This is a genomic window from Alteromonas gracilis (genome assembly GCF_002993325.1).
Taxonomy (GTDB): Bacteria; Pseudomonadota; Gammaproteobacteria; order Enterobacterales; family Alteromonadaceae; genus Alteromonas; species Alteromonas gracilis.
Genome location: NZ_PVNO01000027.1, coordinates 358,421 through 376,819 on the forward strand (window position 1 = coordinate 358,421; position 18,399 = coordinate 376,819).

Below are 18,399 nucleotides of genomic sequence, written 5' to 3' on the forward strand. Positions count from 1 at the left end.
GCTACTTTTTTCCTCGCTTTAAAATGTATTTAGGCTGGGTTAAATTGACCCACGCCAAGTTCATCAGGCAGATCTGCCCGATGCTTTGCCATGATAGATTGGGGCGAAACGGCAACACGCAAGCCCATTTCACTTTCTCTGCGCACAACTTCACCACGAAGTGAGTTGGTAAACACATCTGTGATGTTTACATCAACGAACTCGCCAATCATGTCTGGTGTACCTTCAAAATTCACAACACGGTTATTTTCAGTACGCCCTGAAAGCTCCATTGGGTTTTTCTTTGATGGGCCTTCAACTAAAATTCGTTGCTCTGTACCGACCATGTGGCGAGCAATACGAAGTGCTTGCTGCGTAATACGCTGTTGAAGTAGGTGAAGACGTTGCTTTTTGGTTTCTTCACTTACATCGTCTACCGCATCAGCGGCTGGTGTACCCGGACGGGCACTATAAATAAAGCTGAAGCTTAAGTCGTAATCAACGGCCTGAATCAAATCCATTGTGGCTTCAAAGTCAGCATCGGTTTCACCCGGAAAGCCAATGATAAAGTCGCTAGACAAACTAATGTTAGGGCGAATCTTTTTCAGCTTACGCATTTTAGATTTGTACTCTAACGCCGTATGACCACGCTTCATTAGATTCAAGATACGATCAGAGCCACTTTGAACAGGTAAATGCAGGTGGTCTACCAACTCAGGGATAGATGCGTACGCATCTATGATGTCGTCAGTGAATTCAACTGGGTGTGATGTAGTATAGCGAATGCGGTCGATACCATCTATTGCTGCAACGAGTTCAAGCAATTCAGAAAAACGACATACTGTACCGTCGTAATTTTCACCGCGGTATGCATTTACGTTCTGACCGAGCAGGTTTACTTCTCGTACGCCTTGACCTGCAAGTTGCGCAATTTCAAGCAGCACGTCGTCAACAGGGCGGCTTACTTCTTCACCACGGGTGTAAGGTACTACGCAGAACGTACAATATTTTGAACAGCCTTCCATAATTGAAACGAACGCCGTTGGACCTTCCGCACGTGGCTCTGGCAAGCGATCAAACTTTTCAATTTCAGGGAAGCTTACGTCAATCACTGACTTTGCACCGCCTTGAAGTTGATTAATCATTTCAGGCAAACGATGCAGTGTTTGCGGGCCGAAAACCAAGTCAACAAATGGCGCGCGCTGACGAATAGTATCGCCTTCTTGAGAGGCCACACAGCCTCCAACGCCAATAATAAGTTCAGGTTTATCTTGCTTAAGGTTTTTCCACCGACCAAGCTGGTGGAAAACTTTTTCTTGTGCTTTTTCGCGAATAGAGCACGTGTTAAGCAAAATAATATCGGCTTCTTCAGCGCTTTCCGCAGCACTGTAGCCATGCGTTGAGTCTAGTAAGTCTGCCATTTTCTCCGAGTCATACTCGTTCATTTGGCAGCCCCAGGTTTTGATATACAGCTTTTTAGTCATAACAACTATTCGATAACCTGTTAGTGTTCCTGTAAGTGAAAGTAGACTCACCTCGGTGTAATTAAGGTGTCTACCGTAAAGTGAATTTACATGCTGCGTTTAAACCGCCCACATGTAGAAACACGGGAAATGTCTGTTACAAGAAGATGTTCAAAATAGCCGCATATTTTACCTGTTATACAACCATATTCCCAGTGTAATACGACGATTCATTTATATTTGATCTAGCTCTATGTATTTGTACGTTTCACTTCACAAGACTTCGCATTTTGCGACATAATGCAAATGCGTGTTTTAAGGAAAGTAAATGATTGATTTTTGTATAAACGGTGGCGGAATGGTGGGGGCTGCGCTGGCATTAGGGCTAGCACAGCAGCAATACAAAGTAGTAGTTGTAGAGCCGCATTTGCCAAAACCTTTTAGCCAGACAGACGGTCCGGATTTAAGGGTTTCCGCAATTAGCGATGCTTCAGTTACTCTCTTGAAAGCACTTGGCGCGTGGGAATACATTGCTGCTATGCGCGTTAAACCTTATAGCGGGCTTAGCGTTTGGGACGACCCCGCTCATAGAACAGACTTTACTGCACAAAGCATCAGTATGCCGCAACTGGGTTTTTTTGTGGAAAATCGGCTACTACAGCTGGGATGTCATCAGGCATTAAAGCAGTTTGACAATGTTGAGCTTATCAGTGGTCTAACGGTGCAGGACATCAATCTGGATACTACTGCTACGGTTACACTATCGAATGGCAGAGCAATAAAGGCAAAGTGGCTTATTGGCGCAGACGGTGCGAACTCTCAGGTAAGAAACGCTATTGGTATTGGCACTATAGGTTGGCAATATGCGCAACAGGCAATGGGTATCACCATTAAAATGGACGAGCCCGTCGATCCTGTAACTTGGCAGCAGTTTACCTCAAGCGGCCCTAAAGCGTTTCTGCCCATGTTCGATAACTACGCGTCGCTCGTGTGGTACGACTCGCCTGACGAACTTAGACGTCTGAAAAGTTTAAAAGCGAGCCAACTTGAAAGTGACATCCTTAAAACGTTCCCAGATGAACTGACTAAAAATGACAATAGCTTTTCGGTTATTGATAAAGCAATTTTCCCACTCACGCGTTCTCATGCTAACCATTATGTAAAAGGCTGTTGCGCGCTAATTGGTGATGCCGCACACACTATAAACCCGCTTGCCGGGCAGGGCGTTAACTTGGGTTTTAAAGACGTAGAAACATTTCTTTCTGTAAGTGCAGCATTCAAGCCTAGTGGTAACGACAGCCCATTGTCGATAACCGATAAAGTATTTTCGCAAAAGCTTATCAGCAGCTATGAAAAGCCGCGAAAGCGAGACAATTTGGTGATGATGACGGCCATGGACGGGTTTTATACCTTGTTTAGCAATGACGTTACCCCCATAAAATGGATAAGAAATCAGCTACTTTCTGTGGCGCAGCGCATAGAGCCTGCCAAACAAGAAGTACTTAAATATGCGATAGGGATACGATAATGGAAGTGTTAATTTTGCTTGCGGTGTTGTTCGGTGCATTGGCACTGATAGTGCCGCTAATCGAGCGCTCTAAAATGCGTATAAGTAATGAAGATGCGGCCAAATGGGCCAAGTGGATTTGGCCGTTAATGGGGATTTTACTTGTTGCGCAATTACTGCGTTTGGTCTTTTCTTAAAAGCTTTCGATTAAGTTTGAAAAGCCGTAAAGCTTTATCACTTGCTTGAGCAAACCCAATTCATAACTATAAAGGTTCAAAGGAATGACCGTACAATTCTCACAAGGGTTCTCCAATCAATGTCCACGGATTAATCTAAAAGGTTATAGCCTTTACTATATTTGGCAAGGACACCCACTAGACAAAGGCGAGAAACACTTTTATCAGTTGAAGAATAGACCTAACCCCGAAAAGGTTCAGGTAATGTCTGCTTGTTGGGATGGCTACGCAGGCCAATACCAGCTAAGTGCTGAAGGAAGGCTTATTCTTACTAAGTTTTACTATTTTCTGCCCGACGGTTTGGGAGAGTCCGATGCCTTTCTTGAGGAGTTACACGGCGACTTTTATTTAGAGTTTAGAACTCACTTTGAAGGTGAACAGTTATATGTTCCCTTTGCTCATGGCAAAGTGATTGATGACCGAGAACAGTGGGTTGAAATAAAGCGAACTTATGTTAGTTCGAAAACTAGCAAAAATAACCTTTTTGCTTGGTTAAAGAATTTCAGGTGGTTTGTTTGATTAAACCTTATTTTATCCAAATGTTTCAAAAGCACTCATTGTGAAAATATACTGTTTCAGCCTCTTTGAGCCGCATTCACATTAATGCGTTTTTTGAGGCCATTGCCCTTTTAAATCGAGTATTACCTTGTCGATCATTTGAATGGTTGCTGTGTTTTCATCTTGCATAAGGGCGAACGCTCGTAAACCCACGAACTGATTTTGAAGCCACTCTGCGGCCAGTTTCGTTGGTGTATGTTCGGGCAGCTCACCTTTCTCGATACAGGCTTCTATAATGTCTTTAAAACCAGCCTTGAGAGTTTGCATACTTTCGATTACTGCTTTTCTGGCAATATCACCAATAAGTTCTAATTCAGCAATAGACTTTACCAGTAAGCACTGACGCATGTAGCGCTGCTCATCCGGGCCAGTTAATGCCGTTTCAAAAAAGCGATAAAGCGCGTCTAGAGGCGATGCTGCTTCTGCCACCTGCTTTAAGCGTTCTGCACTGTTTTGTGCATAGTGTTCTACAACAAGTTTAAATAGCCCTTCTTTACTTTGAAAGCGAGCATAGATACTGCCTGGGCGCATATCTAATGCTTGTTGGATATCGCGCATACCCGCTGCATGAAAGCCTCGTTGCCAAAAAAGTGTAGTGGCTTTTTCAATAATGTCATCATGGTCATATTTCATCGCAGCATACCTTATACGTGAATGTTTTGAACACGCGTTCAATTATCACTTGAACGATCGTTCAAGTAAACCTATTATTGTTCACACACTACAGAGATAAGGGTAATCAAAGGGGTTACTTGAATTTCTAGTCACATCAACAGGAGAGTGATATGAGCGATTTCAAATTACATACAAAAGACACAGCACCAGAAGCCGCAAAGCCTTTGCTTGACAATTCACAAGCAGCGTTTGGCATGATTCCTAACCTACACGCGGTAATGGCAGAAGCGCCAACGTTACTTGACGGCTATCAAGTACTGCACAAGCTGGCGCAAGAAACCTCGTTCAATGCGGAAGAGTTAACGGTGGTCTGGCAAGCGGTGAACGTCGAACACGCCTGCCACTATTGTGTTCCAGCCCACACCGGTATAGCGAAAAGTATGAAGGTGCGTGATGATTTGATTGAAGAATTGCGCAATGATGAAACATTGTCTGACAGTAAATTAAATACGCTAAAAGAAACAGTACTAGCGATTACCCGTGGTCGAGGCAATATTGAACAAGTTCAGCTAGATGCTTTCTACGAAGCTGGATATAAGCATCAGCAACTTTTGGAGATCATACTAATTCTGGCGCAAAAGGTGATGAGTAATTACACCAACCATCTCGCTGATACACCGGTGGATGAGCCTTTCAAAAAATATGAGTGGTCACCTAAATAAAAAGAATTAATGATAAAGAAACAAGAGTACGCCTCTTGTTTCTTTTTGTGCGTGTATGAACACTACTTTTTATATAAGTACAGGCATTGTAAGGCAGCGAGTAACCCTGCACTAAAAAATACATAAATTAGAATTGCAGACAGCATCGTTTTTTCCTCTACTGCATTTTTTCCAAGTTTGACTGCGCTAGCTGAATGGTTTCCATTAGCCAACGTTTTGCTGCGTTTATGTCGTTAAACACTTCAACGTTATCTCCAGCTCGGTGATAAATACTGCTGAAATGTTGCGTAGCGAAACTGGGCGAGTTGGACTTTTCGACAATGAGCGCCGTGCCGACTCTACCGTTTTCTATATCTTTTTTTACAAGCTGAATCAGATGTGCCTCTGCATCGGGCACATGAATGGGTTCACCATAAATGCTCGCCATCACTCCCCAAGGAGCGCCGCTAAGTTCTTGTAGTATAGGTTGTGCCTTGTCAGTTGAATGTTGAAGTGCCTCAACATTCCAAGGGCCATGTCCTTCCAGTATGAGTATGCGACCTTCTCGGTGAACACGCACTTCACCATGGGGTATAAAACGGGTCATTTTAACCAGTTGATTTATGAAGCGATTGGCAACTGTGGCTCTAACTCTTCGGCAGTATTAAGAGCAACTATTTCTTCATAACCTTTTTGTTGAAGCAGGGCTTGTAAATCATCGCGTGATGCACATTTGGTGTGTTTAGCAAGGGCGATTGCTTCAATGAAACAAGAAAGGTGAGTTGTTGATTGTGCTTGTGTCATATACTTCTCATTGTGTTACGTTGACAGTGAAACTTTGTCGAATACTCAAGTCACTCGTGTGACGTTTATGTGACTTTTTTATGAAAAAAATCAATAAAAGTTCACTATCGCCCTTGAAATGTATATACATTGGATATACGTTCATTGTTCGGATTGGTGTTTCTTACCTTTTAAAGCAGTCGAGATGTCTGAAAATAACAACAAAAAGAAGAAAAAGAATAGTCAGATGATTATTCGAATTAATGACGAAGAAAGAGCGCAGTTTATTGCGCTTTGCGATTCTTTGGATACGTCTGCGGCTCGTGAAGTAAGGCGCTTTATTCGTGAATTCATTGAAGAACACAATGGAAAATAGATGCTGGCAGACAGCAATACACTACAGAAAATATTAAGGATATAAAAAATGGCTAAGAAAAAAGAAATCAAAAAAGAGATGAAAGTAGCTAAAGCAAAAATCGCTAAGCAAGAAAGCAAACTAAAAAAGCTTAAGAAAAAGCTAAAAAAAGCATAACGCTATGTAATGCTTGTGAAGGTGGCTACGGCCACCTTTTTTCATTGCAAAACTAGAAAAACCTTGTTCAATATTTTGTCCCTTAAATCCCACCTGTCATCGATATTTCTAAATTATTACAACTTTAGTATTGTGCGGTGGAATATTTTTGTGATTTACTCACCTCATAGCATATTTGCTTACCACTTCTAATAATTATAAGTCTAGTCAGACAATTCGGCGTTTAGCAGTACCCCAACAACAGAAAAAGAAAATGTATCTGTAGGTCTTTTTTCTACTCGATAGAGTAAGAAGCACAGTTTTCAATGCATTAAACACATAAAATTCAGGAACATCACAATGCAACAGGCAAAATTTAACGCTTCTGTTTTTAAGCTTTCCTTAATTGCTTCTGCAATAGCAGGCATGCAATTTTCTACTTCAACGCTTGCACAAGAACAAACTGCAGTTGATGAGCAGGATGTTGAACAAATTCAAATTGTAGGTTCTCGCCGTGTAGGCCGCACTATCAATGATTCTCCAGTACCTATCGATATCATCGACGCTTCTTCTATTGAAGCGACGGGTCTTACTGAAACCAACATGATTTTAAATCAGTTACTGCCTAGCTTTAACTTCCCGCAGCCATCGATTACTGACGGTACAGACCACGTTCGTCCGGCCCAACTTCGCGGTTTAGCGCCAGATCACACGCTGGTGCTGGTAAACGGAAAGCGTCGTCATACTTCGGCGCTACTTAACCTTAACGGTTCAGTGGGGCGCGGTTCTTCTGCAGTAGATTTAAATGCAATTCCAGCAAACGCTATAAAAAGAATTGAAGTATTGCGTGACGGTGCTGCAGCGCAATACGGTTCAGACGCTATTGCCGGTGTGATTAACATTGTTCTTAAAGACGCGGCAGAAGGCGGTGAAGTATCGGCAACGTACGGTGCTAACGTTACTACCATGGACGGTGTACCAAATCTTGAGAGCGTAGGCATTGGTACCGATGGTAATTTAGCATTTGAAGAGGGCAGTGACAGAGAGTTAACCGATGGTCAAACTCTTACCCTTCGAGGCAACGTGGGTTTTGAATGGGGCAACGATGGTTTTATCAATGTTTCTGGTGAATATCGCGACCGCGGTCAAGCAAATCGTGCAGACTACGACCAGCGTGAAAACTATGCACGGGACGCCGACGGTAACTTAGATCCTCGTGAACTTACCGTTAACCGTTACAACCACGTTTACGGCAACGGTGAAGTAGAAGACTACGCATTATTTATAAATGCAGGTAAAGCGCTTTCCGATAGCGTAGAGTTTTACACTACAGCAGGCTATAGCACGCGAGACTCTCTTGGTAGTGGCTTCTATCGCCGTGCACAAGACTCGCGCAACATTGTCGAAATATACCCAGATGGTTTCTTACCTGCCATTCAAACCGATATAACAGATATGTCGCTTATAGCCGGAATCAAAGGCTACGGCGATGTCTGGAATTACGACCTATCGTTAACTCACGGTGGTAACGAATTAGAATACGGCGTAGTAAACACACTAAATACGTCACTTGGCCCAACAAGCCAGACCGAATTCGACGCGGGTACCCTTGAATACGATACGACTATAATCAACGCAGACGCGTCTCGTCTTGTGGATACAGGGTTGTTTTACAGCGAAATGAACTTTGCAATGGGCGCAGAATATCGCCACGAGGGATATGAAATTACTGCGGGTGAAGAGAATTCTTATATCCAAGGTACCTTTGGCCCAGGTGGTGTGGTAACTGATCCGGTCAACGGCCCGTTTGGTGCCGCTGGCTCGCAAGTGTTCCCAGGTTTTACACCAGAATCTGCAGGTAACAATAGTCGTCACAACTACAGCTTTTATGTTGATTTAGAAGCTGATGTGGTTGAGAACTGGAACGTGGCTGTTGCTGGGCGCTTTGAGGATTATTCTGACTTTGGCAGCACGTTTAACTGGAAAATGTCGCACCGTGTAACGCTAAGTGATGCGTTTGCACTTCGTGCGTCGGTATCAACAGGCTTTAGAGCGCCGTCATTGCAGCAACAGTTCTTTACGTCTATTGCTACTGTTTTTGTTGATGGAGAACCGACAGAAACCGGTACATTCGCACCATCAAGCGATGTAGCGCAAGCATTAGGTAGCCCAGGGCTAGATGCGGAAGAGTCTAATAACTACAGCGCAGGTTTCACCTACTCACCAAATGCTGACTTCAACTTGACCGTAGATTTCTACCGTATTGACATCGACGATCGTATTGTTTTGTCGAATAACCTATCTGGTGACGCGATTGAAACCTTGCTAGAGGGGACCGGCGCAAATCAAGCACGTTTCTTCTTAAATGCGATAGATTCACGCACACAGGGTGTGGATATTGTTTCTACCTATACGCTAAATACTGCAGATTACGGTGCGTTTAACTTTAATGCTGGCGCTAACTTTAATGATAACGAAGTAACGAATATCATTGATGCTCCTGATGTGCTGCAAAACGCTGGGTTCGATCAAGACAACCTGTTCAGCGATGTGGAGCTTCGTCGTTTTGAAACAGCTTCACCTGACAGCAAACTGAACTTAGGTGTTACGTGGAATTACGATCGTTACACAACAACATTACGTACCACGCGTTACGGTGAAGTGGAAGACCCGTCGTCCATTGAAGCGCGCAACGAAATTATTCCTTCAGAATGGATCACAGATCTTGACGTTCGCATTGCGCTAACAGAAGGGCTTACTGTTTCTGTAGGTGCTAACAATATCTTTGATGTATACCCAGAACCAACCCGAGATTTGGTAGATGATGTAACTACATTCTCTCGCTTATTCTCATATTCTGGTTTCTCGCCTTACGGTTTTACTGGCCGTTTCGTTTACGGAAAAGTGTCTTACAGCTTTTAATTAAGGCGTAGCAATACGGTTTGAAAAAAGAGGTAAACTGCAATGAAAAAGCCCCTGATAGGAGAATACATCATCTATCAGGGGCTTTTTGTATTAATACTTAAAACGTTTGTTTTTCAGACAGCGCAACATAGTCAAAATCAAAACCGAAGGCTCTGGGCGAAACCGCAGCAAGGGCTCGTTTCGATTTGTAAAACGCTGGGCATTCCACGGCAATAATTGCTACCCGTTGTCCGTATTTTATGCGTTCAGCATTAATAGGTTCGCTAGTTTCAATATCTACAAGTACGATCAAGTCGGGAACACTTGCTAACACCTTGTCGCTTTGTTTTGCAATCAGATATTCATTTTTGATGTTTACGGTCACGGGAGGTTGGCCATTAAAGCCCGCTACAGTAAGCTCACCAACGTCGTACCCTCCAACAATAGCTACACTTTTATCGGTGATCTTACCTTCAAATAGCAGTTTGCACTGCCCGTAAACTGATTTCTCAAAGCACGCTTTCAAATGTGGCATCATTTGTTGAACGTGACCTCGATGCTTTATCAGCACCTTGCCCAAATTTATGGCGAACGAAACTGTGTGAGGAATAATCGCTGTTTTAACAAACGCGCCTGACATAGGGTGCTCTGCCGCGGTTATCATGCCGCCAGCCGCCATAGAAAAGCTTCTAATATGGCGCTCATAAGTTGTTGTATCTGATGTCGAAAACGCAGCTGTGTTTCCTGCGTAATCTCGTGCTACCGCAGGGGTCGGCTTTGCGCCAGCAATAGCATAGGTCATCATTTGCGCTTCGGGTAAAGCGCGGCCCATACCATCACCATCTATCATGGGAATGCCAGCACCGGCAGCGGCCACAAGCGGTAATAGTGAGTTTCCTCCACCGATTTCAAACGATGCAATGGCATTTACTTTTTTGCTGGTATGCTTTTCAAATGCCCGAAGTGTGTCTCCAGCCTCATCAATAGAGGGCAGCAGTTCTAGACTGACCGTGGGCGCACCAACGGCGCCAAGTGCTACCACGTAGTCTTCGCTGTTTAACTCATCAGGCGCGATAAGGGACACCGGGCCGTATTCTAACAAAGCTTGCTTAGCTAAGAGCATGGGCAAGTAGGGGTCACCACCGCCACCCGTTGCCAGAAAAACTGAGCCCATACTTAGCGCGTCTAAATCGTCTATCGTTACGTATGAATTACGCTGCATGTTAGTAGGCTCCTGTGTGGTGTTCAGCGGTTTTGACACTAGCGTCGTCAGTGGCGATGTCACCCACGACTTTCACTCTTACACGTCGCATATCACCTTCCATGTAAGGCACCTCTATTTCTTCTATATCGATAGTACGTACTGTGGTTTTGTCGGCACCAGCGGTAACGGCTTTGTCTATGGCAAGCTGGGTTACACCTTTTATTGCGTCGTCGCGTGACATCGCTCGGTACGACAACATGCTCTCAGCTTCCCCGCCAATTTGCGCAATAGCAGCGCCGATGGCATTAGCTACACCAGCGTTTACGGGCCGAATAACTTCGCTGGCAGCAGGTAAGTCGCCTTGTATCAACACGGCTCCTCCACCCACTAAAATTACCGGTACTGGTTTGTCGTCGGGTTTCATCATTTCAATGTGATAATTCAGGGTTTCACGCATGGTTGTTATGGCGCTTTGGATGACGTCACTGGATACATGCTTCACTTTCTCACTATCACCAATGTCTGCATGGCCACTGGCAACAATAATGTCTGTGGTAGTTAAGGTGTTGCCGTTAAATATCAATGCCTCGTCTACCAACTTGTGCCCACAGGAATCTGGCCCAATGCGCTTGCCTTCATCACGTACAATACTCCCACCACCAAGTCCAACAGCATTAATATCAGGCATGCGAAAATTCGTTCGCACCCCGCCTACTTTTATAATTCGGTTTGACTCCCTCGGGAACCCGTTTTGTAGAACACCAATATCTGATGTGGTGCCGCCAATATCTACGACGATTGCGTTTTCTTTGCCGGTAAGTTTGTAGGCGCCTCTGAGTGAGTTTGTGGGCCCAGATGCAAAAGTAAGAGCCGGATACGCTCGCACGAAGTCGGCATTCATGAGTGTTCCGTCGTTCTGGCTAATAAAAAATGGGCAGTTAAAGGCATGCTTCGTCAACGCGTTTTCAAATGCATTAACCACAGATTGAGCAAATGGGCGTAACGTCGCATTTAAGATGGCGGCATTTTCTCGCTCAAGCAGGCCAATGCTACCAATTTGGTGAGACAACGTGATTTCACAGTCGGGAATTTCCGTGCGTATAAGGTTAGCTACCAGCAATTCCGGCTCAGCATTCATGGTTGAAAATGCTGACGCAATTGCAACCGACTTTATCTCTTTTTGTTTGATATCAGCAATGACGGCTTCTATTTCTTGAATATCGATATCCGCAACAGGGTTGCCGTCGTACAAGTAGCCACCATGACATTCGTAAATACTGGGGTTTATGGCGTTGACCAAATCTTCAGGCCACTCAATCATAGGAGGGCAGCCTTTTCCGCTAGGAAGAGCTAAGCGAATAACAGCAATGTTAGATAACTGGCGACGTTCTACGATAGCGTTAGTAAATTGCGTTGTACCAATCATTACCGCATTAATACTGTTTGCAGATACCGATGCCTTGTTAAGGAGGGCGTTAAGGCTATCTATAATTCCGCTTGCCACGTCTGCAGTCGTTAATGACTTGTTAGTGGCTATAATCGTCTCATTGTCGAGTAGTACAGCATCAGTATGTGTACCGCCAACATCAATGCCTATACGCATAAGTGTGCCTCAAAATGGTAAGATGAAGTAGTAAGAAAGCAGATAATTACAGGTTGTGTTATGTCATCTAAATTCATAGTGAAACTCGTCTAACTACAAGCAAGCGTAAGCCTGAATAAACGACAAAGTGTAATATCGCACTGACTAAAATTGCGTCTAACGCGGCAATCCCTGTTACAAGGGAGATCGGCTCGAACAAGTCATAGCCGGCAATTCCCGCGCCTACTGCCCAAGCTATTAACGCGCTTTTGTGGCCGGAATGGTCAAGGTTTTGCGCATCGGATGACATTTGTTCAGAAGAAAGAGAGTTAGCATGGTGTGACTCAGAATTTAGTTTCACAAAATACGCGCTTTTATTTAGCACAAAAAAGTCTACGGCGATTATACCGGCCACAGGAATAAACACGGCTGTTAGAACGGATAAGAACAACACGAATATTTCGAGAATATTAGCAAAAGCGGCGAACATGCCCACCACACCTAAACCAATAGCCACAAGATTTTGTTTTAAGCGGGGCAAGCTTGCATTGACCGCAAGCTCCGCGCTGTAAAGGTTCAGCGCATTTAAAATCCAGCTGCCTGCGACAATGATAAGCAGTGACCAGCTGCCTATTCCCAGAGCCAGCAATACATCAAGTATATTGTTCGCTTCAAGCGCATAAGCGGCGAAGCCGGCAATAACAATTACGGCGCTTTGAGCAATTAAATATGACCAAAATGCGGTATATACACCGCCTCTACGCTGACGACTAAAGCGAGTAATATCAGGCAATATAATGGCACCAATAATAATCACTCCGACAATAAGGCTGACCCCTTGACTAATAGAGCTTTGGGCTTGGCTCATGTCATTGGTAAAGTGTTCAAACGAGGTGATTGCAAGAGACTGATACAAAAGAACGGCACTTACGGCCATCATGATAGGCACCAGAACTACCGACAAACGGTTGATGACGTTAAATCCATACATAGTGGTAAGTATCATCAGTATGCCCACAATAGCTTCTATGCCTATGGTAAGGGGGAGCTCTGAAGTGTCGTGATTTAAAATGGCGGCAACAGACGATGAAAATAAGTCTAAATTTAAGCCAAACCAGCCCACCAGTGAAACGGCAAAAAGTAAATTGAGGATTTGAGCCCCCAAACTACCAAAGGCTACCCGAACGAGCATGTAAGAGTTTTTACGCGTTATAGCCCCGATAGAACCCATTAACCCGCCAACGAGGGTGAGCAGCATACCTCCTATAAGCAGTGTTATTACAGTTTGTTGCCAAGAGAGTAATGCGAATAGCTCTATGCCAGTCATAAATGTCGGTATTGAAAATGACACCATAGCTGACACGGCAGCAACTCTTGGCCATGAAACTAATGCGTCGCCTTCAATGTCTTGTTGTGATGTATCGTATGGTGGTTCCATATCTTCTGCTCTGATGAAAAGAAAACCTAGTGTAAGTGAGTTAACGGTGAATTTCTGACGGATGTTTAGCGCTTTTCAAAAACTTTCTTTTTAAGTACAGTCGCAAAACAAAAGATAAATTTGGTAGGAGACATCGCATCGCCAAAAAGACCATTAAGCTAGATGAGTACAATAAAAAAATCCTAGCTACCATTCATAAATACGCAGATATTTCTAATCAAGAATTAGCAGATCGTGTTGGCTTGTCGGCAAGCGCATGCTTTCAACGAAAGAAAGCACTGCAGGAAGCAGGGTACTTTTTTAATTTTCATACTGAGATGGATTTAGATCGTATCTGTGAGCATGTGTTGGCATACGTAGAGTTTTATCTTAAAAGCAATACAGCGCAGCAGCGGCGACAGTTTGAAAACGCATTGCAAGGCATTCCTGAATTTATGGACTGCTTAAGAATGAGCGGTGATGTTGATTATATTTCATTCACCTGTTTCCCTAACTACAACGCACTTAAGCAAATGTGCGACAGTTTATCTGACGATCCAAATTTGGGGATAAACCGAATTGTTATCCGTCCAGTGCTAGAGCGTACTAAGTGGTACTTAGGGTACCCTCTGGAAAAACTGAAATGGATTGACTAACGATTTCCGTCCGCAAGATATAACGCTATTAATGCCTAAGTAGTAACTCGCCCGTGTTCTCATATGCCGTTTAACGGCTATGTAACTGACATAAACGGGCGCCCAAGTTATCTCTCTACTTTCCATCACATTGAGAATTAGTTTTATCAAAAGCGCTATCTCTTTCAAAACTAATTGTACATCGGTGGGCATCGATAAGCGCAAAATCCTCTTTGGGAATGAAAGCGTCGTAATCACGTTGAAGCTTGACCTGTGCTTCTTTTCGAATTTTACTTCGGCGAATAGCGGTCACAAAGTTTCGCATTTCGTGGTGGTTCGTGAGCTCCAGTTCAGGCACAGTAACCGGCGTGCCGCTGTCATCTTTGGCGACCATGGTAAAAAAGCTATTGTTGGTGTGCTTAACTTCATTCGTTTTAATGTTTTCCGTTGTGACTTTTATTCCCACAACCAACGATGTATTTCCCACGTAATGAACCGTTGCATCTAGATGAAGTAAATCGCCAACCTCAACAGGCTGTAAGAACTCAACCCCATCAACCGTGACGGTCACGCAATAAGCGCCAGCGTGCTTACTTGCACACGCGTACGCAACTTTATCCATTAGGGATAAAATAACACCACCATGCACTTTGCCGCCAAAGTTAGCGAAAGAAGGCACCATTAACTCAGTGAGTCTTGTTCTTGAAAACGCAACACTACGTGCAGTCATAAACAACCTTTAATTTTTAGCACTTGAAAAGAGCCATTTAAGCGTTCATATCAGTATTAGTTTCACCCTACCATAAAAAATAAGGAATGGTTTTGTCACAAACGCATTTTTATCAACCAAAAGAAGGTCATGGTCTGGCTCACGACCCGTTTAACGCCATTATTGCGCCTCGACCAATTGGATGGATATCTACTCAGTCGAAAGCGGGCGTGTTAAATCTTGCTCCTTACAGCTTCTTTAACGCTTTGAACTATACACCGCCTATTATTGGCTTTTCTGTAGTGGGCAGTAAAAAAGATTCTTTGGTAAACGTGCAGGAAACCGGAGAGTTTTGCTGGAATCTGGTATCGGAAGATTTGGTTGACGCAATGAATTCAACAAGTAAGCCTCTAGCACCAGAGGAAAGCGAGTTCGACCATGCTGGTCTGCAGACCGTAGACAGTGAGATAGTTCGGGTTCCCCGTGTAAAAGCGAGTAAGGTGAGCATGGAGTGTAAGCTTACCGACGTAGTGCAGCTAAAATCAGCCTCAGGCGATGAGGTGAATAGCTGGTTTATCATGGGCGAAGTGGTAGGTGTGCACATCGATAAATCGCTAATTGAAAATGGCGTTTACAGTACGCTAAAAAGCGCACCTGTAAGTCGTGGGGGCGGGAGAGGCGATTACTACACCATCTCTCAGCAAAACTTCTTTGAAATGCTAAGACCTGAGTAACGGTCTATTGCAAAATAGCGATAAAGCTCGAATATCAATCGGTGACCAGAATGTTAAATATGAACTTCGATGAACGCTTAGCCATTAATACACAAAAACAAGAATGGCAGCCGTCGCCGTCCGCTACGGTTTGGCGCAAGCCATTGGAACGAGAAGCAAAGGAGTCGGGACACACGACTAGCGTTGTGAGGTACGAGCCGGGCGCCAGCTTTAAAGAGCACGGCCACCCTTACGGTGAAGAAATCTTTGTGTTAGAGGGCGTTTTTTCCGACGAGCACGGAGACTATCCGGCAGGGACATACCTGCGTAATCCTCCAGACAGTAAACACAGCCCGTTCAGTAAAGAAGGTTGTGTGATCCTGGTCAAACTGAATCAGTTTGATAAGCGCGATTTGGCTGAGGTGAGGGTAAATACAAATACAGCAGAATGGCTACAAGGGCAGGGTGGTTTAAAAGTGATGCCGTTACATAACTTTGAACACGAACACGTAGCCCTAGTGAAATGGCCAGTTGGAGAAGTTTTTAAACCTCACAGGCACTTTGGCGGTGAAGAAATTTTCGTGCTGTCGGGTACATTTAAAGACGAGCACGGTGAATACCCAAAAGGTACCTGGATTAGAAGCCCGCATATGAGCCAGCATCATCCGTTTGTTGATGAAGAAACGGTGATTTGGGTAAAGACAGGGCATTTGCCAGTGGCGTTGTAGGTTTTGATAGCTTCATTTATAAAATTAAGCGTTCTTTTTTGAGAGGGTATGGCTAAAAAATGGCGTGTAATGAATTACTAGAAGCGAAAAGGCTAACGCGAGGGTTAGCCTTTCTTGTACTAATTAACCAAATGAAGGCGTAAGGTTAATCCCACACACCATCTTCAGACTTCCCTTGTATCTCACAGTCACCAACCTTGTACTCTACTGTTTGGCCACTGTCTTTTTTCTTAAAGTAGTCTTTGCTGATAGACACAATAGTTGGCGTCATCCATACAATAGCGATGATGTTAATAACGGTCATTAAACCTAACGCCATATCAGCCATTGCCCATACTTGAGGTAGTGCTGCCTGAGCGCCCCAATAAATCATGCCTAGATAACCTATGGTATAAGCCGCACGGCCTATTTTGTTATCTAGCTTAAACATGTGCAGGTTACTCTCGCCATAGGCATAGTTTGCTACAACAGACGTAAACGCAAACAAACTGATAGCGGCTGCTACGAAATCGGTACCGCCTTCACCTAAGTGACTGCTCATAGCATCTTGCGTTAAACGGATGCCTTCCATTTGGTCAGAATTTGAACCGCCAGCAAGCAGAATGATAAAGGCTGTAGACGTACACAATATTAGAGTGTCTAAGAAAACCCCCAGCATTTGAATATAACCTTGCGATACGGGGTGGTTTGGATTTGGTACCGCACTGGCCGCTGCGTGAGGTACTGAACCGCTGCCCGCTTCGTTTGAGTAAAGCCCACGTTGAATACCGTTTTTAATAGCCGCACCTAGCGCGCCAGCGCCAGCTTCCTGTAAACCGAATGCCGACTTCACAATATCAAGCAGCATAGCAGGCAGTTCTGAAATATTGATAAAGGTAATGGCCAATGCCACAAGCACATAGCCTATTCCCATAAATGGCACCACAAACTCGGCAAAGCGTGCAATGCTCTTAAGGCCGCCCACCACAATTAAGGCTGCCAGTGCAATAATGGCTAAACCTACATACTCACTTGGAAAAGAGTAAGCATTGTTTAATGCATCGGTAATAGTGTTGGCTTGAACGGCACTAAAGACAAATCCGTAACCAAAAAACAAACACAGTGAGAACGCGACGGCTAGCCAAGTTTTGTTCAAACCTTGTTTGATATAGTAGGCCGGACCACCACGAAACTCGCCGTTTTCGTCGCGTACTTTATAAAGCTGACCCAATACGCTTTCTGCAAAGCCCGTAGCCATACCCAAAAGGGCAATCATCCACATCCAAAAGATAGCACCAGAGCCACCTAACGATATAGCTACTGCAACACCTGCTAAGTTTCCTGTGCCTACCCGAGCAGATAAGCTGGTACACAAGGCCTGAAAAGAACTGATGCCATCTTTACTCGCTGTTGTGCTGCCTTTTAGCAAGCTAAACATATGGCCGAAGTGTCGCAGCTGAACGCCACCGAGTTTTACAGTAAACCAAATACCACATGCCAGCAGCATGATAATCAGTACCTGGCCGTCACCCCATAGAATATTGTTAACTAATGAAACGAATTCGTTTATCACGCACTTTCCTTCGTTATTGTTTTAATGGTGGCTCGACGTGCAAAAATGAACTGAACATGACAGGTGTGTTGTCAGAACGAACGTAAGGTTTATGCAAAACGGGGTTTGCTAAAACGTTGAGTATGCCGAGCTATATCGATAAAGCAACAATACTAGCACGACAATTAAATGATTGGACAATGAAAACGACCTGAAACTATGACGTTTTATGCTCACTTATAGCAAATTTATTCATTTAGGAGGGAAGGGCGTTGAGATTTAAATCTTAAATCTATCGTCACTGTTTAAAAACGGGAATCATAAACAAAAAAACCGCTCAATAGAGCGGCTTTTTCAAGAATATGGCTGGGGTAACAGGACTCGAACCTATGAATGGCGGGATCAAAACCCGCTGCCTTACCAACTTGGCTATACCCCAATTTGGTGCGGAAGGAGAGACTTGAACTCTCACGCCGTGAAGCACTGGAACCTAAATCCAGCGTGTCTACCAATTCCACCACTTCCGCAATGTAGACTTCCAATTAAGGAATAAGTAAAAGTTGGTGGCTACGGCGAGATTCGAACTTGCGACCCCATCATTATGAGTGATGTGCTCTAACCAA

Annotated in this window: 18 protein-coding genes and 2 tRNA genes; 9 read left to right on the forward strand and 11 right to left on the reverse strand. The window is 44.1% G+C overall.

What is annotated here, in order from left to right:
• Window positions 1–29: 29 nt before the first annotated feature.
• Complete coding sequence (miaB, locus tag C6Y39_RS14910; protein WP_105932018.1) at window positions 30–1,463, reverse strand: tRNA (N6-isopentenyl adenosine(37)-C2)-methylthiotransferase MiaB; 1,434 nt, start codon at window positions 1,461–1,463, stop codon at window positions 30–32.
• Between the two features lie 307 nt (window positions 1,464–1,770).
• Here miaB and C6Y39_RS14915 point away from each other — a divergent pair, with 307 nt between their 5' ends.
• From C6Y39_RS14915 to C6Y39_RS14920, 3 genes are all read left to right on the forward strand, one after another.
• On the forward strand, window positions 1,771–2,970 hold the full coding sequence (locus tag C6Y39_RS14915; protein ID WP_105932019.1) for an FAD-dependent monooxygenase: 1,200 nt from the start codon (window positions 1,771–1,773) through the stop codon (window positions 2,968–2,970).
• A complete protein-coding gene (locus C6Y39_RS18795) occupies window positions 2,970–3,146 on the forward strand; it encodes a hypothetical protein (RefSeq protein WP_167390666.1) in 177 nt (58 codons plus the stop codon). The genes C6Y39_RS14915 and C6Y39_RS18795 overlap by 1 nt, the downstream gene beginning before the upstream one ends.
• Window positions 3,147–3,230: 84 nt before the next feature.
• On the forward strand, window positions 3,231–3,704 hold the full coding sequence (locus C6Y39_RS14920; protein WP_105932020.1) for a hypothetical protein: 474 nt from the start codon (window positions 3,231–3,233) through the stop codon (window positions 3,702–3,704).
• 81 nt (window positions 3,705–3,785) lie between these two features.
• Here C6Y39_RS14920 and C6Y39_RS14925 read toward each other — a convergent pair whose 3' ends face one another.
• Window positions 3,786–4,376: a TetR/AcrR family transcriptional regulator gene (locus C6Y39_RS14925; protein ID WP_105932021.1), complete on the reverse strand. Its 591-nt coding sequence runs from the start codon at window positions 4,374–4,376 to the stop codon at window positions 3,786–3,788.
• Window positions 4,377–4,528: 152 nt separating this feature from the next.
• On the opposite strand from C6Y39_RS14925, the gene C6Y39_RS14930 reads away from it, so the two are divergent.
• Window positions 4,529–5,080 (forward strand): carboxymuconolactone decarboxylase family protein, encoded by a 552-nt coding sequence (locus C6Y39_RS14930; protein WP_105932022.1) that lies wholly within the window; start codon window positions 4,529–4,531, stop codon window positions 5,078–5,080.
• A 157-nt stretch (window positions 5,081–5,237) separates the two neighbouring features.
• Here C6Y39_RS14930 and C6Y39_RS14935 read toward each other — a convergent pair whose 3' ends face one another.
• Both C6Y39_RS14935 and C6Y39_RS14940 read right to left on the reverse strand, forming a co-directional pair.
• Window positions 5,238–5,666, reverse strand: coding sequence for a hypothetical protein (locus C6Y39_RS14935; RefSeq protein ID WP_105932023.1), 429 nt, complete (start codon window positions 5,664–5,666; stop codon window positions 5,238–5,240).
• 14 nt (window positions 5,667–5,680) lie between these two features.
• The gene (locus C6Y39_RS14940) at window positions 5,681–5,863 is read right to left on the reverse strand and encodes a hypothetical protein (protein WP_105932024.1); all 183 of its coding nucleotides are present in this window, start codon (window positions 5,861–5,863) and stop codon (window positions 5,681–5,683) included.
• A gap of 184 nt (window positions 5,864–6,047) precedes the next feature.
• On the opposite strand from C6Y39_RS14940, the gene C6Y39_RS18800 reads away from it, so the two are divergent.
• Together C6Y39_RS18800 and C6Y39_RS14945 are read left to right on the forward strand one after the other, a co-directional pair.
• Window positions 6,048–6,218, forward strand: coding sequence for a hypothetical protein (locus C6Y39_RS18800; RefSeq protein ID WP_167390667.1), 171 nt, complete (start codon window positions 6,048–6,050; stop codon window positions 6,216–6,218).
• A gap of 495 nt (window positions 6,219–6,713) precedes the next feature.
• Window positions 6,714–9,275 carry a TonB-dependent receptor plug domain-containing protein gene (locus C6Y39_RS14945; protein WP_105932025.1) on the forward strand — a complete coding sequence of 854 codons (2,562 nt, stop codon included), beginning with the start codon at window positions 6,714–6,716 and terminating at the stop codon, window positions 9,273–9,275.
• A 100-nt stretch (window positions 9,276–9,375) separates the two neighbouring features.
• Here the strand turns inward: C6Y39_RS14945 and C6Y39_RS14950 are convergent, their stop codons facing one another.
• From C6Y39_RS14950 to C6Y39_RS14960, 3 genes are all read right to left on the reverse strand, one after another.
• A complete protein-coding gene (locus C6Y39_RS14950; protein WP_105932026.1) occupies window positions 9,376–10,479 on the reverse strand; it encodes a DUF917 domain-containing protein in 1,104 nt (367 codons plus the stop codon).
• Window position 10,480: 1 nt separating this feature from the next.
• Window positions 10,481–12,064, reverse strand: coding sequence for a hydantoinase/oxoprolinase family protein (locus tag C6Y39_RS14955; RefSeq protein WP_105932027.1), 1,584 nt, complete (start codon window positions 12,062–12,064; stop codon window positions 10,481–10,483).
• A 73-nt stretch (window positions 12,065–12,137) separates the two neighbouring features.
• Window positions 12,138–13,481, reverse strand: coding sequence for a purine-cytosine permease family protein (locus C6Y39_RS14960; RefSeq protein WP_105932028.1), 1,344 nt, complete (start codon window positions 13,479–13,481; stop codon window positions 12,138–12,140).
• Between the two features lie 152 nt (window positions 13,482–13,633).
• Here C6Y39_RS14960 and C6Y39_RS14965 point away from each other — a divergent pair, with 152 nt between their 5' ends.
• Complete coding sequence (locus C6Y39_RS14965) at window positions 13,634–14,116, forward strand: Lrp/AsnC family transcriptional regulator (protein WP_268891183.1); 483 nt, start codon at window positions 13,634–13,636, stop codon at window positions 14,114–14,116.
• Between the two features lie 115 nt (window positions 14,117–14,231).
• Here the strand turns inward: C6Y39_RS14965 and C6Y39_RS14970 are convergent, their stop codons facing one another.
• Complete coding sequence (locus C6Y39_RS14970) at window positions 14,232–14,825, reverse strand: acyl-CoA thioesterase (protein ID WP_105932030.1); 594 nt, start codon at window positions 14,823–14,825, stop codon at window positions 14,232–14,234.
• 92 nt (window positions 14,826–14,917) lie between these two features.
• On the opposite strand from C6Y39_RS14970, the gene C6Y39_RS14975 reads away from it, so the two are divergent.
• Together C6Y39_RS14975 and C6Y39_RS14980 are read left to right on the forward strand one after the other, a co-directional pair.
• Complete coding sequence (locus tag C6Y39_RS14975) at window positions 14,918–15,538, forward strand: flavin reductase family protein (protein ID WP_105932060.1); 621 nt, start codon at window positions 14,918–14,920, stop codon at window positions 15,536–15,538.
• 50 nt (window positions 15,539–15,588) lie between these two features.
• A complete protein-coding gene (locus tag C6Y39_RS14980) occupies window positions 15,589–16,245 on the forward strand; it encodes a cupin domain-containing protein (RefSeq protein ID WP_105932031.1) in 657 nt (218 codons plus the stop codon).
• 145 nt (window positions 16,246–16,390) lie between these two features.
• Here C6Y39_RS14980 and C6Y39_RS14985 read toward each other — a convergent pair whose 3' ends face one another.
• The 3 genes from C6Y39_RS14985 to C6Y39_RS14995 form a co-directional block, all read right to left on the reverse strand.
• Entirely contained in the window at window positions 16,391–17,797 is a 1,407-nt protein-coding gene (locus C6Y39_RS14985; RefSeq protein ID WP_105932032.1) for an alanine/glycine:cation symporter family protein, read from the reverse strand.
• A gap of 342 nt (window positions 17,798–18,139) precedes the next feature.
• Window positions 18,140–18,215: transfer RNA gene (locus C6Y39_RS14990), tRNA-Gln, on the reverse strand.
• A 3-nt stretch (window positions 18,216–18,218) separates the two neighbouring features.
• Window positions 18,219–18,303, reverse strand: a tRNA-Leu gene (locus tag C6Y39_RS14995).
• Between the last annotated feature and the right edge of the window lie 96 nt (window positions 18,304–18,399).

Coding starts and splice junctions, on each gene's coding strand:
- C6Y39_RS14920 (WP_105932020.1), top strand. CDS start 3,231: ATGACCGTACAATTCTCACAAGGGTTCTCCAATCAATGTCCACGGATT.
- C6Y39_RS14960 (WP_105932028.1), bottom strand. CDS start 13,481: ATGGAACCACCATACGATACATCACAACAAGACATTGAAGGCGACGCA.
- C6Y39_RS18795 (WP_167390666.1), top strand. CDS start 2,970: ATGGAAGTGTTAATTTTGCTTGCGGTGTTGTTCGGTGCATTGGCACTG.
- C6Y39_RS14925 (WP_105932021.1), bottom strand. CDS start 4,376: ATGAAATATGACCATGATGACATTATTGAAAAAGCCACTACACTTTTT.
- C6Y39_RS14970 (WP_105932030.1), bottom strand. CDS start 14,825: ATGACTGCACGTAGTGTTGCGTTTTCAAGAACAAGACTCACTGAGTTA.
- miaB (WP_105932018.1), bottom strand. CDS start 1,463: ATGACTAAAAAGCTGTATATCAAAACCTGGGGCTGCCAAATGAACGAG.
- C6Y39_RS14930 (WP_105932022.1), top strand. CDS start 4,529: ATGAGCGATTTCAAATTACATACAAAAGACACAGCACCAGAAGCCGCA.
- C6Y39_RS14935 (WP_105932023.1), bottom strand. CDS start 5,666: ATGACCCGTTTTATACCCCATGGTGAAGTGCGTGTTCACCGAGAAGGT.
- C6Y39_RS14940 (WP_105932024.1), bottom strand. CDS start 5,863: ATGACACAAGCACAATCAACAACTCACCTTTCTTGTTTCATTGAAGCA.
- C6Y39_RS14980 (WP_105932031.1), top strand. CDS start 15,589: ATGTTAAATATGAACTTCGATGAACGCTTAGCCATTAATACACAAAAA.
- C6Y39_RS14945 (WP_105932025.1), top strand. CDS start 6,714: ATGCAACAGGCAAAATTTAACGCTTCTGTTTTTAAGCTTTCCTTAATT.
- C6Y39_RS14955 (WP_105932027.1), bottom strand. CDS start 12,064: ATGCGTATAGGCATTGATGTTGGCGGTACACATACTGATGCTGTACTA.
- C6Y39_RS14915 (WP_105932019.1), top strand. CDS start 1,771: ATGATTGATTTTTGTATAAACGGTGGCGGAATGGTGGGGGCTGCGCTG.
- C6Y39_RS14950 (WP_105932026.1), bottom strand. CDS start 10,479: ATGCAGCGTAATTCATACGTAACGATAGACGATTTAGACGCGCTAAGT.
- C6Y39_RS18800 (WP_167390667.1), top strand. CDS start 6,048: ATGTCTGAAAATAACAACAAAAAGAAGAAAAAGAATAGTCAGATGATT.